11 protein-coding genes, 4 tRNA genes, 3 rRNA genes and 1 riboswitch are annotated in these 18,334 nt (G+C 50.9%); of the genes, 15 read left to right on the top strand and 3 right to left on the bottom strand.

Annotation, left to right across the window (positions count from 1 at the left end; translation table 11 throughout):
* Window positions 1-26 precede the first annotated feature (26 nt).
* On the bottom strand, window positions 27-1,127 hold the full coding sequence (gene trmA / locus D8682_RS14865; RefSeq protein ID WP_121814595.1) for a tRNA (uridine(54)-C5)-methyltransferase TrmA: 1,101 nt from the start codon (window positions 1,125-1,127) through the stop codon (window positions 27-29).
* Window positions 1,128-1,236: 109 nt separating this feature from the next.
* Window positions 1,237-1,428, top strand: a riboswitch (cobalamin riboswitch).
* A gap of 68 nt (window positions 1,429-1,496) precedes the next feature.
* On the opposite strand from trmA, the gene btuB reads away from it, so the two are divergent.
* The 9 genes from btuB to D8682_RS14820 all read left to right on the top strand — a co-directional run bounded on the left by btuB (window position 1,497) and on the right by D8682_RS14820 (window position 10,064).
* Window positions 1,497-3,368 (top strand): TonB-dependent vitamin B12 receptor BtuB, encoded by a 1,872-nt coding sequence (gene btuB / locus D8682_RS14860; RefSeq protein ID WP_121815713.1) that lies wholly within the window; start codon window positions 1,497-1,499, stop codon window positions 3,366-3,368.
* On the top strand, window positions 3,313-4,179 hold the full coding sequence (murI, locus tag D8682_RS14855) for a glutamate racemase (RefSeq protein WP_121814594.1): 867 nt from the start codon (window positions 3,313-3,315) through the stop codon (window positions 4,177-4,179). The genes btuB and murI overlap by 56 nt, the downstream gene beginning before the upstream one ends.
* A 400-nt stretch (window positions 4,180-4,579) precedes the next feature.
* Window positions 4,580-6,119: ribosomal RNA gene (locus D8682_RS14850) — 16S ribosomal RNA — on the top strand.
* 69 nt (window positions 6,120-6,188) lie between these two features.
* Window positions 6,189-6,265: transfer RNA gene (locus D8682_RS14845), tRNA-Ile, on the top strand.
* 114 nt (window positions 6,266-6,379) lie between these two features.
* A tRNA-Ala gene (locus D8682_RS14840) sits at window positions 6,380-6,455 on the top strand.
* Between the two features lie 207 nt (window positions 6,456-6,662).
* Window positions 6,663-9,570, top strand: a 23S ribosomal RNA gene (locus tag D8682_RS14835).
* 110 nt (window positions 9,571-9,680) lie between these two features.
* A 5S ribosomal RNA gene (gene rrf, locus D8682_RS14830) occupies window positions 9,681-9,796 on the top strand.
* Together the 16S, 23S and 5S rRNA genes with 4 tRNA genes alongside form the textbook arrangement of a ribosomal RNA operon.
* A gap of 60 nt (window positions 9,797-9,856) precedes the next feature.
* Window positions 9,857-9,933, top strand: a tRNA-Asp gene (locus tag D8682_RS14825).
* Between the two features lie 55 nt (window positions 9,934-9,988).
* A tRNA-Trp gene (locus D8682_RS14820) sits at window positions 9,989-10,064 on the top strand.
* A gap of 80 nt (window positions 10,065-10,144) precedes the next feature.
* On the opposite strand, the gene hdfR is transcribed toward D8682_RS14820, so the two are convergent.
* Entirely contained in the window at window positions 10,145-10,969 is an 825-nt protein-coding gene (hdfR, locus tag D8682_RS14815; protein WP_121814593.1) for an HTH-type transcriptional regulator HdfR, read from the bottom strand.
* 119 nt (window positions 10,970-11,088) lie between these two features.
* On the opposite strand from hdfR, the gene D8682_RS14810 reads away from it, so the two are divergent.
* Window positions 11,089-11,427 carry a DUF413 domain-containing protein gene (locus D8682_RS14810; RefSeq protein ID WP_121814592.1) on the top strand — a complete coding sequence of 113 codons (339 nt, stop codon included), beginning with the start codon at window positions 11,089-11,091 and terminating at the stop codon, window positions 11,425-11,427.
* 27 nt (window positions 11,428-11,454) lie between these two features.
* Here D8682_RS14810 and D8682_RS14805 read toward each other — a convergent pair whose 3' ends face one another.
* On the bottom strand, window positions 11,455-12,975 hold the full coding sequence (locus D8682_RS14805; protein ID WP_121814591.1) for a YifB family Mg chelatase-like AAA ATPase: 1,521 nt from the start codon (window positions 12,973-12,975) through the stop codon (window positions 11,455-11,457).
* A 354-nt stretch (window positions 12,976-13,329) separates the two neighbouring features.
* Between D8682_RS14805 and ilvL the strand changes: the two genes are divergently transcribed.
* The 5 genes from ilvL (at window position 13,330) to ilvD (ending at window position 18,332) form a co-directional block, all read left to right on the top strand.
* Window positions 13,330-13,428, top strand: coding sequence for an ilv operon leader peptide (gene ilvL, locus D8682_RS14800; RefSeq protein ID WP_072009493.1), 99 nt, complete (start codon window positions 13,330-13,332; stop codon window positions 13,426-13,428).
* A 139-nt stretch (window positions 13,429-13,567) separates the two neighbouring features.
* Window positions 13,568-15,214, top strand: coding sequence for an acetolactate synthase 2 catalytic subunit (ilvG, locus tag D8682_RS14795; RefSeq protein ID WP_121814590.1), 1,647 nt, complete (start codon window positions 13,568-13,570; stop codon window positions 15,212-15,214).
* Entirely contained in the window at window positions 15,211-15,468 is a 258-nt protein-coding gene (gene ilvM / locus D8682_RS14790; RefSeq protein ID WP_064515142.1) for an acetolactate synthase 2 small subunit, read from the top strand. The genes ilvG and ilvM overlap by 4 nt, the downstream gene beginning before the upstream one ends.
* A 19-nt stretch (window positions 15,469-15,487) precedes the next feature.
* Window positions 15,488-16,420 carry a branched-chain amino acid transaminase gene (locus D8682_RS14785; protein ID WP_064541618.1) on the top strand — a complete coding sequence of 311 codons (933 nt, stop codon included), beginning with the start codon at window positions 15,488-15,490 and terminating at the stop codon, window positions 16,418-16,420.
* 61 nt (window positions 16,421-16,481) lie between these two features.
* Complete coding sequence (gene ilvD / locus D8682_RS14780) at window positions 16,482-18,332, top strand: dihydroxy-acid dehydratase (RefSeq protein ID WP_064541615.1); 1,851 nt, start codon at window positions 16,482-16,484, stop codon at window positions 18,330-18,332.
* Window positions 18,333-18,334 lie beyond the last annotated feature (2 nt).

The following is an 18,334-nucleotide window of genomic DNA, read 5'->3' as shown; positions in this document are numbered from 1 at the left end:
AAACGGACGCCGAGGCGTCCGTTTTGCTATTTGCGTGTTAGCCACACACCGCATTCCATATGGTGCGTGTACGGGAATTGGTCAAATAGCGCCAGCCGTGACACGTTATGGGTTTCGCTTAATGTTTCCAGGTTCTCGCAAAGGGTTTGCGGGTTGCAGGAGATATAAAGGATGCGCGGATACGCCTGCACCATTTTCACGGTGTCAGCATCCAGACCACTGCGTGGTGGATCGACGAAAATGGTTTCGCACTGGTAGCTTTTCAGGTCGATACCTTTCAGGCGGTTAAACTCGCGCACGCCATTCATCGCCTGGGTAAAATCTTCCGCGGCCATACGAATGATTTGCACGTTTTCAATTTCATTCGCTTCAATATTGTATTGCGCGGCAGCAACAGACGGCTTGGCGATTTCAGTTGCCAGCACGCGATTAAAGTTGCGAGCCAGTGCCAGCGAGAAGTTACCGTTACCGCAATACAGTTCCAGCAGATCGCCTTTTGAACCGTGCGTGGCATCCAGCGCCCATTCCAGCATATGAACATTCATCGCCGCGTTGGGTTGCGTGAAACTGTTTTCCACCTGGCGATAAATCATCTCTTTACCGGCAACAGTCAAACGCTCATCGATGAAATCCTGATCCAGCTCGATTTTGGTTTTGGTCGCACGGCCAATTAAATGAACATTGAAACCCTGAGCCCGCAGATTGTCGCGCAGTGCTTCAGCGTGTTGCTGCCACTCTTCACCCAATTTCCGGTGGTAAAGCATCGAGACAACCGCCTGGTTGCTCATCGTCGTCAGATAATCAATCTGGAAGAGTTTGTGGCGCAGGGCGGGAATATCACGCACGCCGTCGAGCATCGCAGGCATCAACGCGTTGATAAGTGTGCTGGCTGCCGGGAAGGTGTTAACCCGGATGCGCTGCTTTGTCTCCTGGTCAAACATGATGTGGTACAGGTCGTCTTCATCATGCCAGATACGAAATTCAGCACGCATCCGATAGTGGCTGGTTGGCGAACGGAACACCTCCGGCGCTGGTGCTGCAAAAGGGGCCATCATGCTTTGCAAGCGGGCGACTTTTTCGGCCAGTTGCGCGTCGTACTGTTCAATTGGGAGATGTTCGGGAGTCATGAGCTGCTACCTGTTAATAAAGTCAAACTACGCGGCGATTGTAGGGAATAGGTTGATGATGTCCAGTGCTGTTGCATTTTGATGTGTCTGGACAATCTTATTAACAAAATCGTAGCATAGCGCTTCCGGCCTTTTTACATGAGTTAAAAGGGAACCCAGTGCAACTCTGGGGCTGACGCGCAGCGGTAAGGAACGGTGGGATGAGCGCCAAGTGCAGACACTGCTAAACAAAGCGGGAAGTCATCATCCAGTAGTCACACACCTCCAAGCCCGAAGACCTGCCGGTATACGTCGCAATCTGCATAACTATCGCGTGCTATCGGTTATGTCTGCGGCATCCTTATTGGAAAGCGGATGCTTATTAAAATGATGGTAAAAAAACTTTCGCTGCTTACGGCTCTGTCCGTAACGGCTTTTTCAGGCTGGGCGCAAGACAGCAATTCTGACGATACTCTGGTGGTAACGGCCAACCGTTTTCAGCAACCCGTCAATACCGTTCTGGCGCCAACTGATATTGTGACCCGGGAAGAGATCGACCAATGGCAGGCAAAATCGATGAACGATGTCATGCGTCGTTTACCTGGCGTCGATATTGCTCAGTATGGTGGTCTTGGGCAGAGTTCTTCAATGTCTGTCCGTGGCACCAGCGCCAGCCATGTATTGGTGCTGGTGGATGGTATTCCGCTTGCCCGCCCTGGCATTTCCAACTCCTCGGATGTTAGCCAAATCCCGATTTCTTTAGTGCAGCGCGTGGAATACATTCGTGGCCCACGTTCCGCGGTTTACGGTTCTGGCGCGATTGGCGGCGTGGTTAACATCATCACGCAGAGCGATGAAGAAAAGTCGCAAATCAATGCGGGTGTGGGTTCGGATAGCTATCAGCAATATGATGGTTCCTGGCGCCAGCGTTTTGGCGATACGGTAGCGACAGTGTCTGGCTCATACGAAACCACTAAGGGTTTTAACGTTCAGCCGCATTCTACTTATAGCGGTGATAACGATAGAGATGGTTACCGTAGCAAAAGCTATTGGGCTGGCCTGGAGCATAAGTTTAGCGAGGAGTTTGACGGCTTCTTCCGTACTTATGGCTATTCCAACAACAGCGATTACGATTTAGGTGCGCCTCCTTATACTCCGGCGTATAGCGCAGACGAGCATCAACTCTATAACCAGAACTACGATGCGGGCCTGCGTTTCCATTCCGGGATCTACTCTTCGCAGCTGTTGGCGAGCTATCAAAAAGTGAAGGACTATAACTATAGCAGCGTGTATGGCCGCTATAACGACGGTACGACGCTCGACTATATGACCCAACGCAACGTCCAGTGGGGTAACAACTTTGTTGTCGGGAATGGCTCGATCAGCGCAGGTATTGATTGGCAGCAACAGCGTCTGACTTCTTCTGACACAGTCATGTCTGACAGTTATAACCGTGATAACACGGGCGTCTACTTGAGTGGTCAGCAGCAGTTTGGCGATGTGACCCTGGAAGCTTCAGGTCGTGAAGACCACGACGAGCAATTCGGTTGGCACGGTACATGGCAAACCGCGGCTGGATGGGAATTCGTTGAAGGGTATCGTGCGACAGTTTCTTATGGCACGGGCTTCCTTGCACCTTCCCTCGGGCAACAATATGGCTCCACGCGCTTTGGTATCGACTCCAATCCAAATCTGAAACCAGAAGAATCCAAACAATGGGAAGCTGGGCTTGAAGGATTAACAGGTCCTGTGGACTGGCGTTTGTCTGCTTATCACTACACGATTGAAAATCTGATTACCTACTACTCCGACCCGGTCACTTATGACGGGTCTTATGACAACATCAAATCTGCGACTATCAAAGGACTGGAATGGGTCGGTAGCGTGGATACTGGCATCTTTACTCATAAGCTAACGTTGCAGTATATGGATCCGCGTGATGACCAGAGTGATGAAGTGCTGGCTCGCCGCGCTAAGCGCCAGGCTAAGTACCAGCTCGACTGGGTGATGTTTAACGTGAATATGGATGTAGCGTGGCAGTATTACGGCAAACGCTACGACAACAACACCTCTGCTTATAACCCGACTCAGCAAATTTTGCCGAGTTATAGCACAGTTGATGTAGCGGCTTCATATCCGGTCACCTCTCATCTCACTGTTCGTGGTAGAATCGCCAACCTGTTCGATAAAGATTACGAGACGGTTTATGGCTATCAAACCCCAGGACGGGAATACTATCTCTCTGGCAGCTATACCTTCTAATACACGTCCCACCGTACTGGTTTTTGACTCCGGTGTCGGTGGGCTTTCTGTGTATGATGAAGTCCGGCAGCTTTTGCCTGACCTGCACTACATTTATGCTTTCGACAACGTAGCATTCCCCTACGGCGAGAAAAGCGAAGAGTTCATTGTTGAACGCGTAGTCGAAATTGTTACTGCGGTTCAGGAACGCTACCCACTCGCACTCGCCATCATCGCCTGTAATACGGCAAGTACCGTCTCACTTCCCGCTCTGCGTGAGAAATTCGCATTCCCTGTGGTGGGCGTCGTTCCTGCTATTAAGCCGGCAGCGCGTTTGACGACTAACGGCGTTGTAGGTTTGCTGGCGACTCGCGGCACTGTTCGCCGCCCTTATACTCACGAACTGGTCGCACGCTTTGCGTCGGAATGCAAAATCGAAATGCTCGGTTCGGCAGAGCTGGTGGAATTAGCGGAAGCCAAGCTGCATGGTCAGCCTGTAGATCTTGAGGAACTACGCAAGATTCTTCGTCCATGGCTGCGAATGAAGGAGCCGCCAGATACCGTGGTATTAGGTTGCACCCATTTCCCTCTATTAGAAGAAGAGTTGCTACAAGTCTTACCCGAAGGCACAAGGCTGATAGATTCCGGTGCTGCGATTGCTCGCCGTACTGTATGGCTTTTAGAGCATGAATCTCCGCATGCAGTATCTTCTGATGAGAATATTGCATTCTGTATGGGGCTGACTCCTGAGATTGCACAATTAACACCCGTTTTGCAGCGTTATGGCTTCCCAAGACTAGAAAAACTGGCTGTTCGTAGCAATTTTGAATAAAAAATCGACGGTTGAAATAAAAATTGAAAATAGGGGTTGTCAGCCTCCAGAAAATCCCTATACTGCGCCTCCACTGACACGGCACAACGGCTTACAAACCGGCCCGTCAGCCAGATGAAAAGCGAAAATAAACGCTTGACTCTGAAAGAGGAAAGCGTAATATACGCCACCTCGAGTTAGCAAGCGGAAGCGCGTAACTCACTGCTCTTTAACAATTTATCAGACAATCTGTGTGGGCACTCGCAGGATTGATATCTCAGATACCTTCGGGTATCAAAAAAATATCAAGTCTTGAAGAGTGACCAAGCAGTAATTCATTTAGTTGACTTGTTTAACTAAAGAAGTACTACGAAAGTTAATTTTTGAGCACCGCTTCACGAGTTGAAGCAAATCAAGCTTTTAATTGAAGAGTTTGATCATGGCTCAGATTGAACGCTGGCGGCAGGCCTAACACATGCAAGTCGAGCGGTAGCACAGGGAGCTTGCTCCTGGGTGACGAGCGGCGGACGGGTGAGTAATGTCTGGGAAACTGCCTGATGGAGGGGGATAACTACTGGAAACGGTAGCTAATACCGCATAACGTCTTCGGACCAAAGAGGGGGACCTTCGGGCCTCTTGCCATCAGATGTGCCCAGATGGGATTAGCTAGTAGGTGAGGTAATGGCTCACCTAGGCGACGATCCCTAGCTGGTCTGAGAGGATGACCAGCCACACTGGAACTGAGACACGGTCCAGACTCCTACGGGAGGCAGCAGTGGGGAATATTGCACAATGGGCGCAAGCCTGATGCAGCCATGCCGCGTGTATGAAGAAGGCCTTCGGGTTGTAAAGTACTTTCAGCGAGGAGGAAGGCGTTAAGGTTAATAACCTTGGCGATTGACGTTACTCGCAGAAGAAGCACCGGCTAACTCCGTGCCAGCAGCCGCGGTAATACGGAGGGTGCAAGCGTTAATCGGAATTACTGGGCGTAAAGCGCACGCAGGCGGTCTGTCAAGTCGGATGTGAAATCCCCGGGCTCAACCTGGGAACTGCATTCGAAACTGGCAGGCTAGAGTCTTGTAGAGGGGGGTAGAATTCCAGGTGTAGCGGTGAAATGCGTAGAGATCTGGAGGAATACCGGTGGCGAAGGCGGCCCCCTGGACAAAGACTGACGCTCAGGTGCGAAAGCGTGGGGAGCAAACAGGATTAGATACCCTGGTAGTCCACGCCGTAAACGATGTCGACTTGGAGGTTGTTCCCTTGAGGAGTGGCTTCCGGAGCTAACGCGTTAAGTCGACCGCCTGGGGAGTACGGCCGCAAGGTTAAAACTCAAATGAATTGACGGGGGCCCGCACAAGCGGTGGAGCATGTGGTTTAATTCGATGCAACGCGAAGAACCTTACCTACTCTTGACATCCACAGAATTCGGCAGAGATGCCTTAGTGCCTTCGGGAACTGTGAGACAGGTGCTGCATGGCTGTCGTCAGCTCGTGTTGTGAAATGTTGGGTTAAGTCCCGCAACGAGCGCAACCCTTATCCTTTGTTGCCAGCGGTTCGGCCGGGAACTCAAAGGAGACTGCCAGTGATAAACTGGAGGAAGGTGGGGATGACGTCAAGTCATCATGGCCCTTACGAGTAGGGCTACACACGTGCTACAATGGCGCATACAAAGAGAAGCGACCTCGCGAGAGCAAGCGGACCTCATAAAGTGCGTCGTAGTCCGGATCGGAGTCTGCAACTCGACTCCGTGAAGTCGGAATCGCTAGTAATCGTAGATCAGAATGCTACGGTGAATACGTTCCCGGGCCTTGTACACACCGCCCGTCACACCATGGGAGTGGGTTGCAAAAGAAGTAGGTAGCTTAACCTTCGGGAGGGCGCTTACCACTTTGTGATTCATGACTGGGGTGAAGTCGTAACAAGGTAACCGTAGGGGAACCTGCGGTTGGATCACCTCCTTACCTAATAGATACGAACTTGCGTAGTGCTCACACAGATTGTCTGATAGAAAACGAGCAGTAAAACCTTATAGGCTTGTAGCTCAGGTGGTTAGAGCGCACCCCTGATAAGGGTGAGGTCGGTGGTTCAAGTCCACTCAGGCCTACCAAACTTCTCTCCATGCTGTGTTGCGACCCCGCTCACATACTTTAGTATGCTTCGCGGTGACGCGCCTTGCCTGATGAGAAGTTAAAGGTAAATCAAAAGGTTTTACGAAATCGATGGGGCTATAGCTCAGCTGGGAGAGCGCCTGCCTTGCACGCAGGAGGTCAGCGGTTCGATCCCGCTTAGCTCCACCATCATTTCATGCTCACCCAATACTTCTAAGTGTACTGTTTAACAGTGTGCTGAGAAGTATTTGCTCTTTAAAAATCCGGAACAAGCTGAAAATTGAAACGACACACTGTTTCCTTTCTCCGTAATAAGAAAGGAAAATGCGGTGTGTTCGAGTCTCTCAAATTTTCGCAACATACGATTGTGTCTTACGAGACATCTTCGGGTTGTGAGGTTAAGCGACTAAGCGTACACGGTGGATGCCCTGGCAGTCAGAGGCGATGAAGGACGTGCTAATCTGCGATAAGCGTCGGTAAGGTGATATGAACCGTTATAACCGACGATTTCCGAATGGGGAAACCCAGTGCAATTCGTTGCACTATCGTTAAGTGAATACATAGCTTAACGAAGCGAACCGGGGGAACTGAAACATCTAAGTACCCCGAGGAAAAGAAATCAACCGAGATTCCCCCAGTAGCGGCGAGCGAACGGGGAGCAGCCCAGAGTCTGAATCAGTTTGTGTATTAGTGGAAGCGTCTGGAAAGTCGCAGGGTACAGGGTGATACTCCCGTACACAAAAATGCACATGCTGTGAACTCGAAGAGTAGGGCGGGACACGTGGTATCCTGTCTGAATATGGGGGACCATCCTCCAAGGCTAAATACTCCTGACTGACCGATAGTGAACCAGTACCGTGAGGGAAAGGCGAAAAGAACCCCGGCGAGGGGAGTGAAACAGAACCTGAAACCGTGTACGTACAAGCAGTGGGAGCCTCTTTTATGGGGTGACTGCGTACCTTTTGTATAATGGGTCAGCGACTTATATTCTGTAGCAAGGTTAACCGTATAGGGGAGCCGCAGGGAAACCGAGTCTTAACTGGGCGTTAAGTTGCAGGGTATAGACCCGAAACCCGGTGATCTAGCCATGGGCAGGTTGAAGGTTGGGTAACACTAACTGGAGGACCGAACCGACTAATGTTGAAAAATTAGCGGATGACTTGTGGCTGGGGGTGAAAGGCCAATCAAACCGGGAGATAGCTGGTTCTCCCCGAAAGCTATTTAGGTAGCGCCTCGTGAACTCATCTTCGGGGGTAGAGCACTGTTTCGGCTAGGGGGCCATCCCGGCTTACCAACCCGATGCAAACTCCGAATACCGAAGAATGTTATCACGGGAGACACACGGCGGGTGCTAACGTCCGTCGTGAAGAGGGAAACAACCCAGACCGCCAGCTAAGGTCCCAAAGTCATGGTTAAGTGGGAAACGATGTGGGAAGGCACAGACAGCCAGGATGTTGGCTTAGAAGCAGCCATCATTTAAAGAAAGCGTAATAGCTCACTGGTCGAGTCGGCCTGCGCGGAAGATGTAACGGGGCTAAACCATGCACCGAAGCTGCGGCAGCGACGCTTATGCGTTGTTGGGTAGGGGAGCGTTCTGTAAGCCGTTGAAGCTGGACTGTGAGGTCTGGTGGAGGTATCAGAAGTGCGAATGCTGACATAAGTAACGATAAAGCGGGTGAAAAACCCGCTCGCCGGAAGACCAAGGGTTCCTGTCCAACGTTAATCGGGGCAGGGTGAGTCGACCCCTAAGGCGAGGCCGAAAGGCGTAGTCGATGGGAAACAGGTTAATATTCCTGTACTCGGTGTTACTGCGAAGGGGGGACGGAGAGGGCTATGTTAGCCGGGCGACGGTTGTCCCGGTTTAAGCATGTAGGCGGAGAGTTTAGGTAAATCCGGACTCTTATTCAACGCTGAGGTGTGATGACGAGGTACTACGGTACTGAAGTAACAAATGCCGCACTTCCAGGAAAAGCCTCTAAGCATCAGGTAACATCAAATCGTACCCCAAACCGACACAGGTGGTCAGGTAGAGAATACCAAGGCGCTTGAGAGAACTCGGGTGAAGGAACTAGGCAAAATGGTGCCGTAACTTCGGGAGAAGGCACGCTGTCGGTAGGTGAAGTCCCTTGCGGATGGAGCTGAAGGCAGTCGAAGATACCAGCTGGCTGCAACTGTTTATTAAAAACACAGCACTGTGCAAACACGAAAGTGGACGTATACGGTGTGACGCCTGCCCGGTGCCGGAAGGTTAATTGATGGGGTTAAGCGCAAGCTGAAGCTCTTGATCGAAGCCCCGGTAAACGGCGGCCGTAACTATAACGGTCCTAAGGTAGCGAAATTCCTTGTCGGGTAAGTTCCGACCTGCACGAATGGCGTAATGATGGCCAGGCTGTCTCCACCCGAGACTCAGTGAAATTGAAATCGCTGTGAAGATGCAGTGTACCCGCGGCAAGACGGAAAGACCCCGTGAACCTTTACTATAGCTTGACACTGAACACTGGTCCTTGATGTGTAGGATAGGTGGGAGGCTTTGAAGCGAGGACGCCAGTTCTTGTGGAGCCAACCTTGAAATACCACCCTTTAATGGCTGGTGTTCTAACGTAGACCCGTAATCCGGGTTGCGGACAGTGTCTGGTGGGTAGTTTGACTGGGGCGGTCTCCTCCTAAAGCGTAACGGAGGAGCACGAAGGTTAGCTAATCACGGTCGGACATCGTGAGGTTAGTGCAAAGGCATAAGCTAGCTTGACTGCGAGAGTGACGGCTCGAGCAGGTGCGAAAGCAGGTCTTAGTGATCCGGTGGTTCTGAATGGAAGGGCCATCGCTCAACGGATAAAAGGTACTCCGGGGATAACAGGCTGATACCGCCCAAGAGTTCATATCGACGGCGGTGTTTGGCACCTCGATGTCGGCTCATCACATCCTGGGGCTGAAGTAGGTCCCAAGGGTATGGCTGTTCGCCATTTAAAGTGGTACGCGAGCTGGGTTTAGAACGTCGTGAGACAGTTCGGTCCCTATCTGCCGTGGGCGCTGGAGAATTGAGGGGGGCTGCTCCTAGTACGAGAGGACCGGAGTGGACGCATCACTGGTGTTCGGGTTGTCATGCCAATGGCATTGCCCGGTAGCTAAATGCGGAAAAGATAAGCGCTGAAAGCATCTAAGCGCGAAACTTGCCCCGAGATGAGTTCTCCCTGACCCTTTAAGGGTCCTGAAGGAACGTTGAAGACTACGACGTTGATAGGCTGGGTGTGTAAGCGTAGCGATACGTTGAGCTAACCAGTACTAATGATCCGTGAGGCTTAACCTTACAACACCGAAGGTGTTTTGGTTGAGAGACTAAGCATTTGATTTTCAGCTTGAACCGAGATTAAGTTGATGGTTGTGTGAATAACGCAACGGTTAACAAAACAGAATTTGCCTGGCGGCACTAGCGCGGTGGTCCCACCTGACCCCATGCCGAACTCAGAAGTGAAACGCCGTAGCGCCGATGGTAGTGTGGGGTCTCCCCATGCGAGAGTAGGGAACTGCCAGGCTCCAAATTCAAAGCAGTAAAAGCCAGACTGTGACATCTGGTGGTAGTAAAGAAATTCGGTGGAGCGGTAGTTCAGTCGGTTAGAATACCTGCCTGTCACGCAGGGGGTCGCGGGTTCGAGTCCCGTCCGTTCCGCCACTTATTAAAAATATTATGCCTGCTAAATTAGCGGGCTTAATAATAAGCGTTCTTTAGGGGCGTAGCTCAGTTGGTAGAGCACCGGTCTCCAAAACCGGGTGTCGCGAGTTCGAGTCTCTCCGCCCCTGCCATATAATGATCCTTTGCTTCGGCAAAGGATTTTTTTTGTCTAAAATTCCTCAAAATTCTTCCCCAAAACTACAAAAGCGCATTACTGCGCTGTGAGTGGTGTCTTTAATAACTCTTTGATTATGCTTTGCTTATCGCTATTTTGTAACCAAATCGCATACAGTGGCCGCGAGAGCGTAATTGTATCGGATAACTGGTAAATCCCTTCGCGAGTTTTAGCCCATTCCACAGGTAAAAATGAACATCCATTGAGCTGTGGTAATAGCTTATAAGCTATTTGAGCTGAACTGGTCGTCAGTACTGGAATATCATCATTACTGATGAGCCCCGTTTCGTGCTGTTGGAAGTCAGGCCCCCATTCCAGGCGTAAATATGTTAATCCTGCAGTAGAGTTTTGTGCAGAAGCGGAAAATAGTGCCAGGTTGAAATGTCCCAATAATTGGCTGGAAAACTCGTCCATTTTTGGTGATTCTGTTGTGATCAGTAGGTCAAGTTGTCGTTCATGTAACTGTTTAACCAACGATTGTCGTTGGGAAATACGAGCTTCAAATTGCATGTCTTTATGCTCTTGATAGAGCGCCACTAGCCATTCTGAGAGCATACATTCCCAAAGCGATGCACTAGCACCAATCGTGAGCTCATTGTGCTGAGAGGTGTGGGAAACCTCTTTTTTGGCAGCAAGCCAAATACTCATGAGATTTTCTGCATAAGGCAGCAAACGTTCACCCGCCGTGGTAAGACGAATATTATTACGATGGCGAGTAAAAAGATTTACACCAAGCTGATTCTCTAATTGGCGAATTCTAAAGCTGACAGCTGATTGCGTTAGATAAAGAGCTTCCGCTGCTCGCCCAAAATGCCGCGTTCTGCTCACTTCGAGGAACGTTTTTAGTAATTCAGTATCCACGACCCACTCCCAAAAAAAATTTGTCGTTATGATTTAAATGTTTTGTTTGACGCTCTGTCAAGCGTAACTAATACTCCGCGCCATAAATAGCTAGACCAAGAGAATTAGGAGCGTGCAGGATGGCGGAAAGCTTTACGACGACTAATCGGTTTTTCGACAATAAACATTATCCGCGTGGGTTCGCTCGCCATGGTGATTTCACCATCAAAGAAGCCCAGCTGTTAGAACGTCATGGTTACGCGTTCAATGAGCTGGATCTTGGCAAGCGTGAACCTGGTACTGAAGAAGAAGTTCTATTTGTTGCGGTATGCCGTGGTGAACGTGAGCCAGTGACAGAAGCTGAGCGTGTGTGGAGCAAGTATATGACGCGAATCAAGCGTCCTAAGCGTTTCCATACTCTCTCTGGTGGCAAGCTACAGGCGGATGTGGTCGAAGATTACACCGACAGCGATGACTAATAAAAATGGGGCTAAAGCCCCATTTTTTTATCCTATAAGCTTCTGTAAGTGAATCAGTAAACGGTCAATTGCGCGATAGCTTAGGGCTTCCAAAATATGTTCCCTCGTTATTTGTTCACACTCCTCAATATCAGCAATCGTTCGAGCGACCTTCAATAAGCGGTGCCATGCACGTACCGACAAACCCAGCTTAATCAGAGTTTCTTCCAGCCATACGGCATCATTATGTTCAATGGCACAATGTTTACGAATCTCATGGTTATCGAGCCTTGCATTGAGCTTTTTCTGACGATCAAATTGCCGTTGCTGCGTAGAAATGACCCGAGCTCTTACATCCGCACTACTTTCACTGCTTAATGCCGGATTACTTAACATGCCGGGTGGCGGGAGAGGGATCTCGACTGATAAATCAAAGCGGTCGAGAAATGGCCCTGAAAGTCGGCTGAGGTAGCGCAGCGTTTGCTCGGGTGTGCAGCGATTATGTTTGCCTTGATAATGACCCGTCGGGCTGGGATTCATGGCCGCCAGTAGTTGGAAATGGGCGGGATAACTAATTTTGGCGCGAGTGCGAGATATGTGAATCTCACCTGATTCTATTGGCTCACGTAATGCATCGAGCACACGTCGTTCAAATTCCGGAAGTTCATCGAGAAACAGCACACCGTTGTGTGCCAGTGAAATCTCGCCGGGTCTGGGTATCGAGCCTCCACCAACCATCGCAGCCAATGAAGCACTATGATGAGGCGCTCTGAACGGACGCTGGCGCCACTTTTGCTGTAACGCATGTGGATTGACCAGGCTAATAATGGCTGCACTCTCCAGGGCTTCGCTGTCGCTTAATGGTGGAAGTAAGGTATTCAGGCGGCTGACCAGCATTGTTTTACCCGTGCCAGGGGGCCCAATCAGCAGTAGGTTATGTCCACCAGCAGCGGTGATCTCAAGCGCCCGCTTACCTTGAGCTTGGCCAAAGATTTCATTGAGGTCATGCTGGGATTCAACGTACTGCTGTTGTAGTTTATCTGGTGCTGAGAGTTCGCCTTTACCTTCCAGAAATGCGCAAACTTCAGTGAGATGCTTTGCAATAAGGCAGCCGGGCTGCTCAATCAAACTAAGTTCTGCGGCATTCTCATCAGCAACAATAATCTTCTTCCCTGATTTTAAAGCCTCCATTGCGGATGAAATAGCCCCTGGCACGCCACGTAATGCACCAGTAAGCGCCAGCTCACCTACGAACTCATATTGATCCAACTTATCGATAGAGAGTTGCTCAGACGCTGCCAGCAGCGCCAGAGCGATAGGTAAGTCATACCTGCCACCATCTTTAGGAAGATCCGCTGGCGCAAGATTGATTGTGATTTTACGGGCCGGAAAGGTATAGCCGCTATTGATGATGGCACTCCGCACCCGGTCACGCGCTTCACGGACCGTAGTTTCCGGTAAACCCACCAGAGTTAAGCCAGGCAATCCCTGGCTGATATGGACCTCTACGGTTACTTGTGGCGCCGCGATACCTAAAGCAGCTCTTGTATTCACAACTGCCAATGACATAGTTAGTTCCTCTGAGTGAACTTCATCCTGTCAGTTTGCGAATTTTGTCTAAAGAGCTGAAACGAGGTTCTTCGGGATGTCTTCCAGGCTTTCGGCTGGGATTTCTTTTTTGGAAATTATTCTGCGATGTATCTCGCAAAAGATTTAATTTCTGATGGTTACCTCGCGAAAGGAGATACGAATTTATTCTGGATGAAATATTTTCACTATCTCGTTATCTGCTGAAAACAAAAAGTTTTTCCTCATCCTGATTTTTAAAGCACGATATGTATCATAAAAAAATCTTGTGCTTCCTCCAGACCCTGTGATAACTCTGTAGACATTACTTCGAACAAGTAGACAGAATAAACAAACATGAAAGCCCTTCTACAAGTGATTAGCCTGGTCGTGATTAGCGTGGTGGTGATTATTATCCCACCGTGCGGGGCTGCACTTGGAGAAAGAAAGGCTTAAAAATCAAGCCTGAATCGAAAAGAACCCCCGCACCGAAAGGTCCGGGGGTTTTTTGTTGGGCAAAGAAATTCGGAGAGAAACAGATGATGCGTTACAGAATAAAATGCTGTTTCTCCGATAATGAGACGGGGAACTAACTATGAATGGTGCGCAGTGGGTGGTACATGCGTTGCGAGCGCAGGGGGTAGAGACAGTTTTCGGCTATCCAGGTGGTGCAATAATGCCAGTCTACGATGCGTTGTATGACGGTGGGGTCGAACATTTACTCTGTCGCCATGAACAAGGCGCAGCAATGGCAGCCATTGGTTACGCACGTTCTACAGGAAAAACAGGGGTTTGCATCGCCACTTCCGGACCTGGCGCAACCAACCTGATAACTGGCCTTGCCGATGCGCTGTTAGACTCCGTTCCAGTCGTCGCGATCACAGGCCAGGTTGCCGCTCCGTTCATCGGCACTGATGCGTTCCAGGAAGTGGATGTTTTAGGATTGTCCCTCGCATGCACCAAACACAGTTTCCTCGTTGAATCTTTTGACGATTTACCTCGCGTTCTTGCCGAAGCTTTCGAGATAGCAAACTCCGGTCGCCCAGGCCCTGTGTTGGTGGATATCCCTAAGGACATTCAGTTAGCGCAAGGTGATCTGGAGCCGTGGTTATCGACTGTTGAAGATGATTTCGAAATGCCGCATGCCGAGCTGCAACAAGCTCGCGAAATGATAGCGAATGCCCACAAGCCGATGTTATATGTCGGTGGTGGGGTCGGCATGGCACAGGCCGTTCCCGCGCTGCGTGAATTTATTGCGGCTACCAATATGCCTTCTACCGTCACGCTGAAAGGTCTGGGTGCGGTTCCGGCGGACCATCCGTTTTACACCGGCATGTTAGGCATGCATGGCACCAAAGCGGCGAACCTTGCGGTGCAAGAGTGCGACTTGCTGATTGCCGTCGGCGCGCGTTTTGACGACCGTGTTACCGGCAAACTGAATACCTTTGCTCCGCACGCGAAAGTAATTCACATGGATATCGACCCGGCAGAGTTAAGCAAATTGCGCCAGGCGCACGTTGGGTTGCAGGGGGATTTAGTCCAGTTATTACAGGCACTGCAACAGCCGCTGAATATCGCGGACTGGCAGCAAGAAGTGGCCAACTTACGTGCCGAAAACCCGTGGCGATATGATCACCCCGGTGAGGCCATTTTTGCTCCGTTATTGCTGAAACAGATCTCCGATCGCAAGCCGCAGGAGTGCGTGGTAACCACTGATGTGGGCCAGCATCAAATGTGGACGGCTCAACATATGTCATTCACTCGCCCTGAAAACTTCATCACGTCTAGCGGTTTGGGGACGATGGGTTTTGGTTTGCCGGCAGCGGTTGGTGCGCAGGTGGCCCGCCCGAATGATACGGTCATCTGTATCTCGGGTGACGGCTCATTCATGATGAACGTTCAGGAACTGGGCACGGTAAAACGAAAACAGTTGCCGTTGAAAATCGTTTTGCTGGATAACCAACGTTTAGGAATGGTTCGCCAGTGGCAGCAAATGTTTTTCTCAGAACGTTACAGCGAAACCAACCTCTCCGATAACCCTGATTTCCTCATGCTGGCCAGCGCCTTTGGTATCCCTGGCCAACACATCACTCGTAAAGACCAGGTAGAAGCTGCCATCGAAACGATGTTGAACAGCGATGGCCCGTACATGCTTCACGTCTCAATTGATGAGTACGAAAACGTCTGGCCGTTGGTGCCACCAGGTGCCAGTAACTCACAAATGCTGGAGAAATTATCATGATGCAACATCAGCTCGCAGTAACGGCTCGTTTTCGTCCAGAAACGCTGGAGCGCGTGTTACGCGTGGTGCGTCATCGTGGTTTTCAGGTGTGTTCTATGAACATGGTCACGGTGGGGAACACCGACGACATTAATATTGAATTGACCGTTGCCAGCCTGCGCCCAGTCGAATTACTGTTTAGTCAATTAAGCAAACTGGTTGACGTTGGTCGCGTCGAAATCCAGCAACAAACAACACAACAAATCCGCGCCTGAGCGCAGAAGGAAGAGAACAATGACAACGAAGAAAGCTGATTACATTTGGTTCAATGGTGAGATGACGCCGTGGGGCGAGGCAAAGGTCCATGTAATGTCCCATGCGCTGCATTACGGCACATCGGTATTTGAAGGTATCCGTTGCTATGAATCTCACATTGGCCCAGTGGTGTTCCGCCATCGTGAACACATGCAGCGTTTGCGTGATTCAGCAAAAATCTATCGTTTCCCTGTATCACAAAGTGTTGATGAGCTGATGGAAGCTTGCCGTTCAGTTATCCGTAAAAACAACCTGACCAGCGCGTATATCCGCCCTTTAGTGTTTGTTGGTGATGTCGGTATGGGCGTGAACCCGCCAGACGGCTATACCACTGATGTGATCATCGCAGCCTTCCCATGGGGTGCATACCTCGGCGCAGAAGCGCTGGAACAAGGGATCGACGCGATGGTTTCCTCCTGGAACCGTGTGGCACCAAATACCATTCCAACGGCGGCGAAAGCGGGCGGTAACTACCTTTCTTCCTTGCTGGTTGGCAGTGAAGCACGTCGTCACGGTTATCAGGAAGGCATCGCGCTGGACGTGAACGGCTACCTGTCTGAAGGCGCGGGTGAAAACCTCTTTGAAGTTAAAGACGGCATCCTGTTTACCCCGCCATTTACCTCTTCCGCGCTGCCAGGCATTACCCGTGACGCCATCATTACACTGGCGAAAGACCTGGGTATCGAAGTGCGTGAGCAAGTGCTGTCTCGCGAATCCCTGTATCTGGCAGACGAAGTGTTCATGTCGGGCACTGCCGCAGAAATCACTCCAGTGCGAAGTGTCGACCGCATTCAAGTGGGTGAAGGCCGTTGTGGCCCGGTCACCAAACGCATTCAACAGGCATTCTTTGGCCTGTTCACTGGCGAAACAGAAGATAAATGGGGCTGGTTAGATCAGGTCAACCCTAAGTAAAAATATAACCAGGCGGATGGCGATTACCGTCCGCTCGACAGACAGACTGGAGTAAATAAGCATGCCTAAGTACCGTTCAGCCACCACCACCCACGGCCGTAATATGGCGGGTGCCCGCGCTTTGTGGCGCGCAACCGGGATGACCGATGACGATTTCGGCAAGCCAATTATTGCGGTAGTGAACTCCTTTACTCAGTTCGTGCCGGGACACGTTCACCTGCGCGATTTGGGCAAATTAGTCGCCGAACAAATCGAAGCCTCCGGTGGCGTGGCTAAAGAGTTCAACACCATTGCCGTTGATGACGGTATCGCCATGGGCCACGGCGGCATGCTTTATTCTCTGCCGTCACGCGAGCTTATCGCTGACTCCGTGGAATACATGGTGAACGCGCACTGCGCTGACGCGATGGTTTGTATCTCCAACTGCGACAAAATCACCCCAGGGATGTTGATGGCCTCTTTGCGCCTGAACATTCCGGTTATTTTTGTTTCCGGCGGCCCGATGGAAGCCGGGAAAACCAAACTGTCTGACCAAATCATCAAGCTCGACCTGGTTGATGCGATGATTCAGGGCGCTGACCCGAAAGTGAGTGACGAGCAAAGCGAGCAGGTTGAACGCTCTGCTTGCCCAACTTGCGGTTCCTGTTCTGGTATGTTCACGGCAAACTCGATGAACTGCCTGACCGAAGCGCTGGGCCTGTCTCAGCCGGGTAACGGTTCTCTGCTGGCAACGCACTCCGATCGTAAAGAGTTGTTCCTCAATGCTGGTAAACGCATCGTCGCCCTGACCAAACGTTATTACGAGCAGGATGATGAAAGTGCATTGCCACGTAGCATCGCCAGCAAAGAAGCGTTTGAGAACGCCATGACGCTAGATGTCGCAATGGGCGGCTCAACGAATACCGTTCTGCACTTACTGGCAGCAGCTCAGGAAGCAGAACTCGATTTCACCATGACCGATATCGACCAGCTGTCACGTAAAGTGCCACAGCTGTGTAAAGTCGCACCAAGTACCCAGAAATACCATATGGAAGACGTGCACCGCGCAGGTGGCGTAATCGGTATTTTGGGCGAGCTGGATCGCGGCGGATTATTGCATCGAAATGTGAAAAACGTTCTCGGTCTGACTCTGACGCAAACGCTGGAACAGTACGATGTCATGCTGACCAAAGACGAAAGCGTGAAAAGCATGTTCTCAGCAGGTCCGGCGGGCATTCGTACCACAAAAGCTTTCTCGCAATCCTGCCGTTGGGATTCTCTGGACGTTGACCGCCAAAACGGTTGTATCCGTTCCAAAGAAAATGCCTACAGCCAGGAAGGTGGTTTGGCGGTGTTGTACGGCAACTTCGCCGAAAATGGCTGCATCGTGAAAACTGCGGGTGTGGACGATGAAAGCCTGGTATTCCGCGGCCCAGCGAAAGTCTACGAAAGCCAGGATGATGCGGTTGAGGCCATCCTTGGTGGCAAAGTCATCGCGGGCGATGTGGTCGTTATTCGTTACGAAGGGCCAAAAGGCGGGCCGGGCATGCAAGAAATGCTTTACCCAACAACCTTCCTGAAATCTATGGGGCTGGGCAAAGCCTGTGCGCTGGTCACTGATGGTCGTTTCTCCGGCGGTACTTCTGGACTTTCTATCGGTCACGTTTCTCCGGAAGCGGCAAGCGGCGGCAATATTGCGCTGATTGAAGATGGCGATATGATTGCGATTGATATCCCGAATCGTGGTATCCAACTGCAATTGAGCGATCAGGAAATGGCTGCTCGTCGTGAAGCGCAAGAAGCTCGCGGTGACAAAGCCTGGACGCCACGTGCGCGTGAACGCCAGGTTTCCTTTGCTCTGCGCGCTTACGCAATGCTTGCCACCAGTGCCGATAAGGGCGCGGTGCGCGATAAAAGTAAGCTTGGAGGCTAATC

The sequence above is a fragment of the Buttiauxella sp. 3AFRM03 genome (genome assembly GCF_003675305.1).
Taxonomy (GTDB): Bacteria; Pseudomonadota; Gammaproteobacteria; order Enterobacterales; family Enterobacteriaceae; genus Buttiauxella; species Buttiauxella ferragutiae.
The sequence above is the reverse complement of the archived record's forward strand: the minus strand, read 5'-3'. Positions and strand labels throughout refer to the sequence as shown.

What these genes read in the sequence shown, in the direction of transcription:
- trmA (WP_121814595.1), bottom strand. Translation starts at nt 1,127, where the DNA reads ATGACTCCCGAACATCTCCCAATTGAACAGTACGACGCGCAACTGGCC.
- btuB (WP_121815713.1), top strand. Translation starts at nt 1,497, where the DNA reads ATGGTAAAAAAACTTTCGCTGCTTACGGCTCTGTCCGTAACGGCTTTT.
- murI (WP_121814594.1), top strand. Translation starts at nt 3,313, where the DNA reads ATGGCTATCAAACCCCAGGACGGGAATACTATCTCTCTGGCAGCTATA.
- D8682_RS14810 (WP_121814592.1), top strand. Translation starts at nt 11,089, where the DNA reads ATGGCGGAAAGCTTTACGACGACTAATCGGTTTTTCGACAATAAACAT.
- D8682_RS14805 (WP_121814591.1), bottom strand. Translation starts at nt 12,975, where the DNA reads ATGTCATTGGCAGTTGTGAATACAAGAGCTGCTTTAGGTATCGCGGCG.
- ilvL (WP_072009493.1), top strand. Translation starts at nt 13,330, where the DNA reads ATGAAAGCCCTTCTACAAGTGATTAGCCTGGTCGTGATTAGCGTGGTG.
- ilvG (WP_121814590.1), top strand. Translation starts at nt 13,568, where the DNA reads ATGAATGGTGCGCAGTGGGTGGTACATGCGTTGCGAGCGCAGGGGGTA.
- ilvM (WP_064515142.1), top strand. Translation starts at nt 15,211, where the DNA reads ATGATGCAACATCAGCTCGCAGTAACGGCTCGTTTTCGTCCAGAAACG.
- D8682_RS14785 (WP_064541618.1), top strand. Translation starts at nt 15,488, where the DNA reads ATGACAACGAAGAAAGCTGATTACATTTGGTTCAATGGTGAGATGACG.
- ilvD (WP_064541615.1), top strand. Translation starts at nt 16,482, where the DNA reads ATGCCTAAGTACCGTTCAGCCACCACCACCCACGGCCGTAATATGGCG.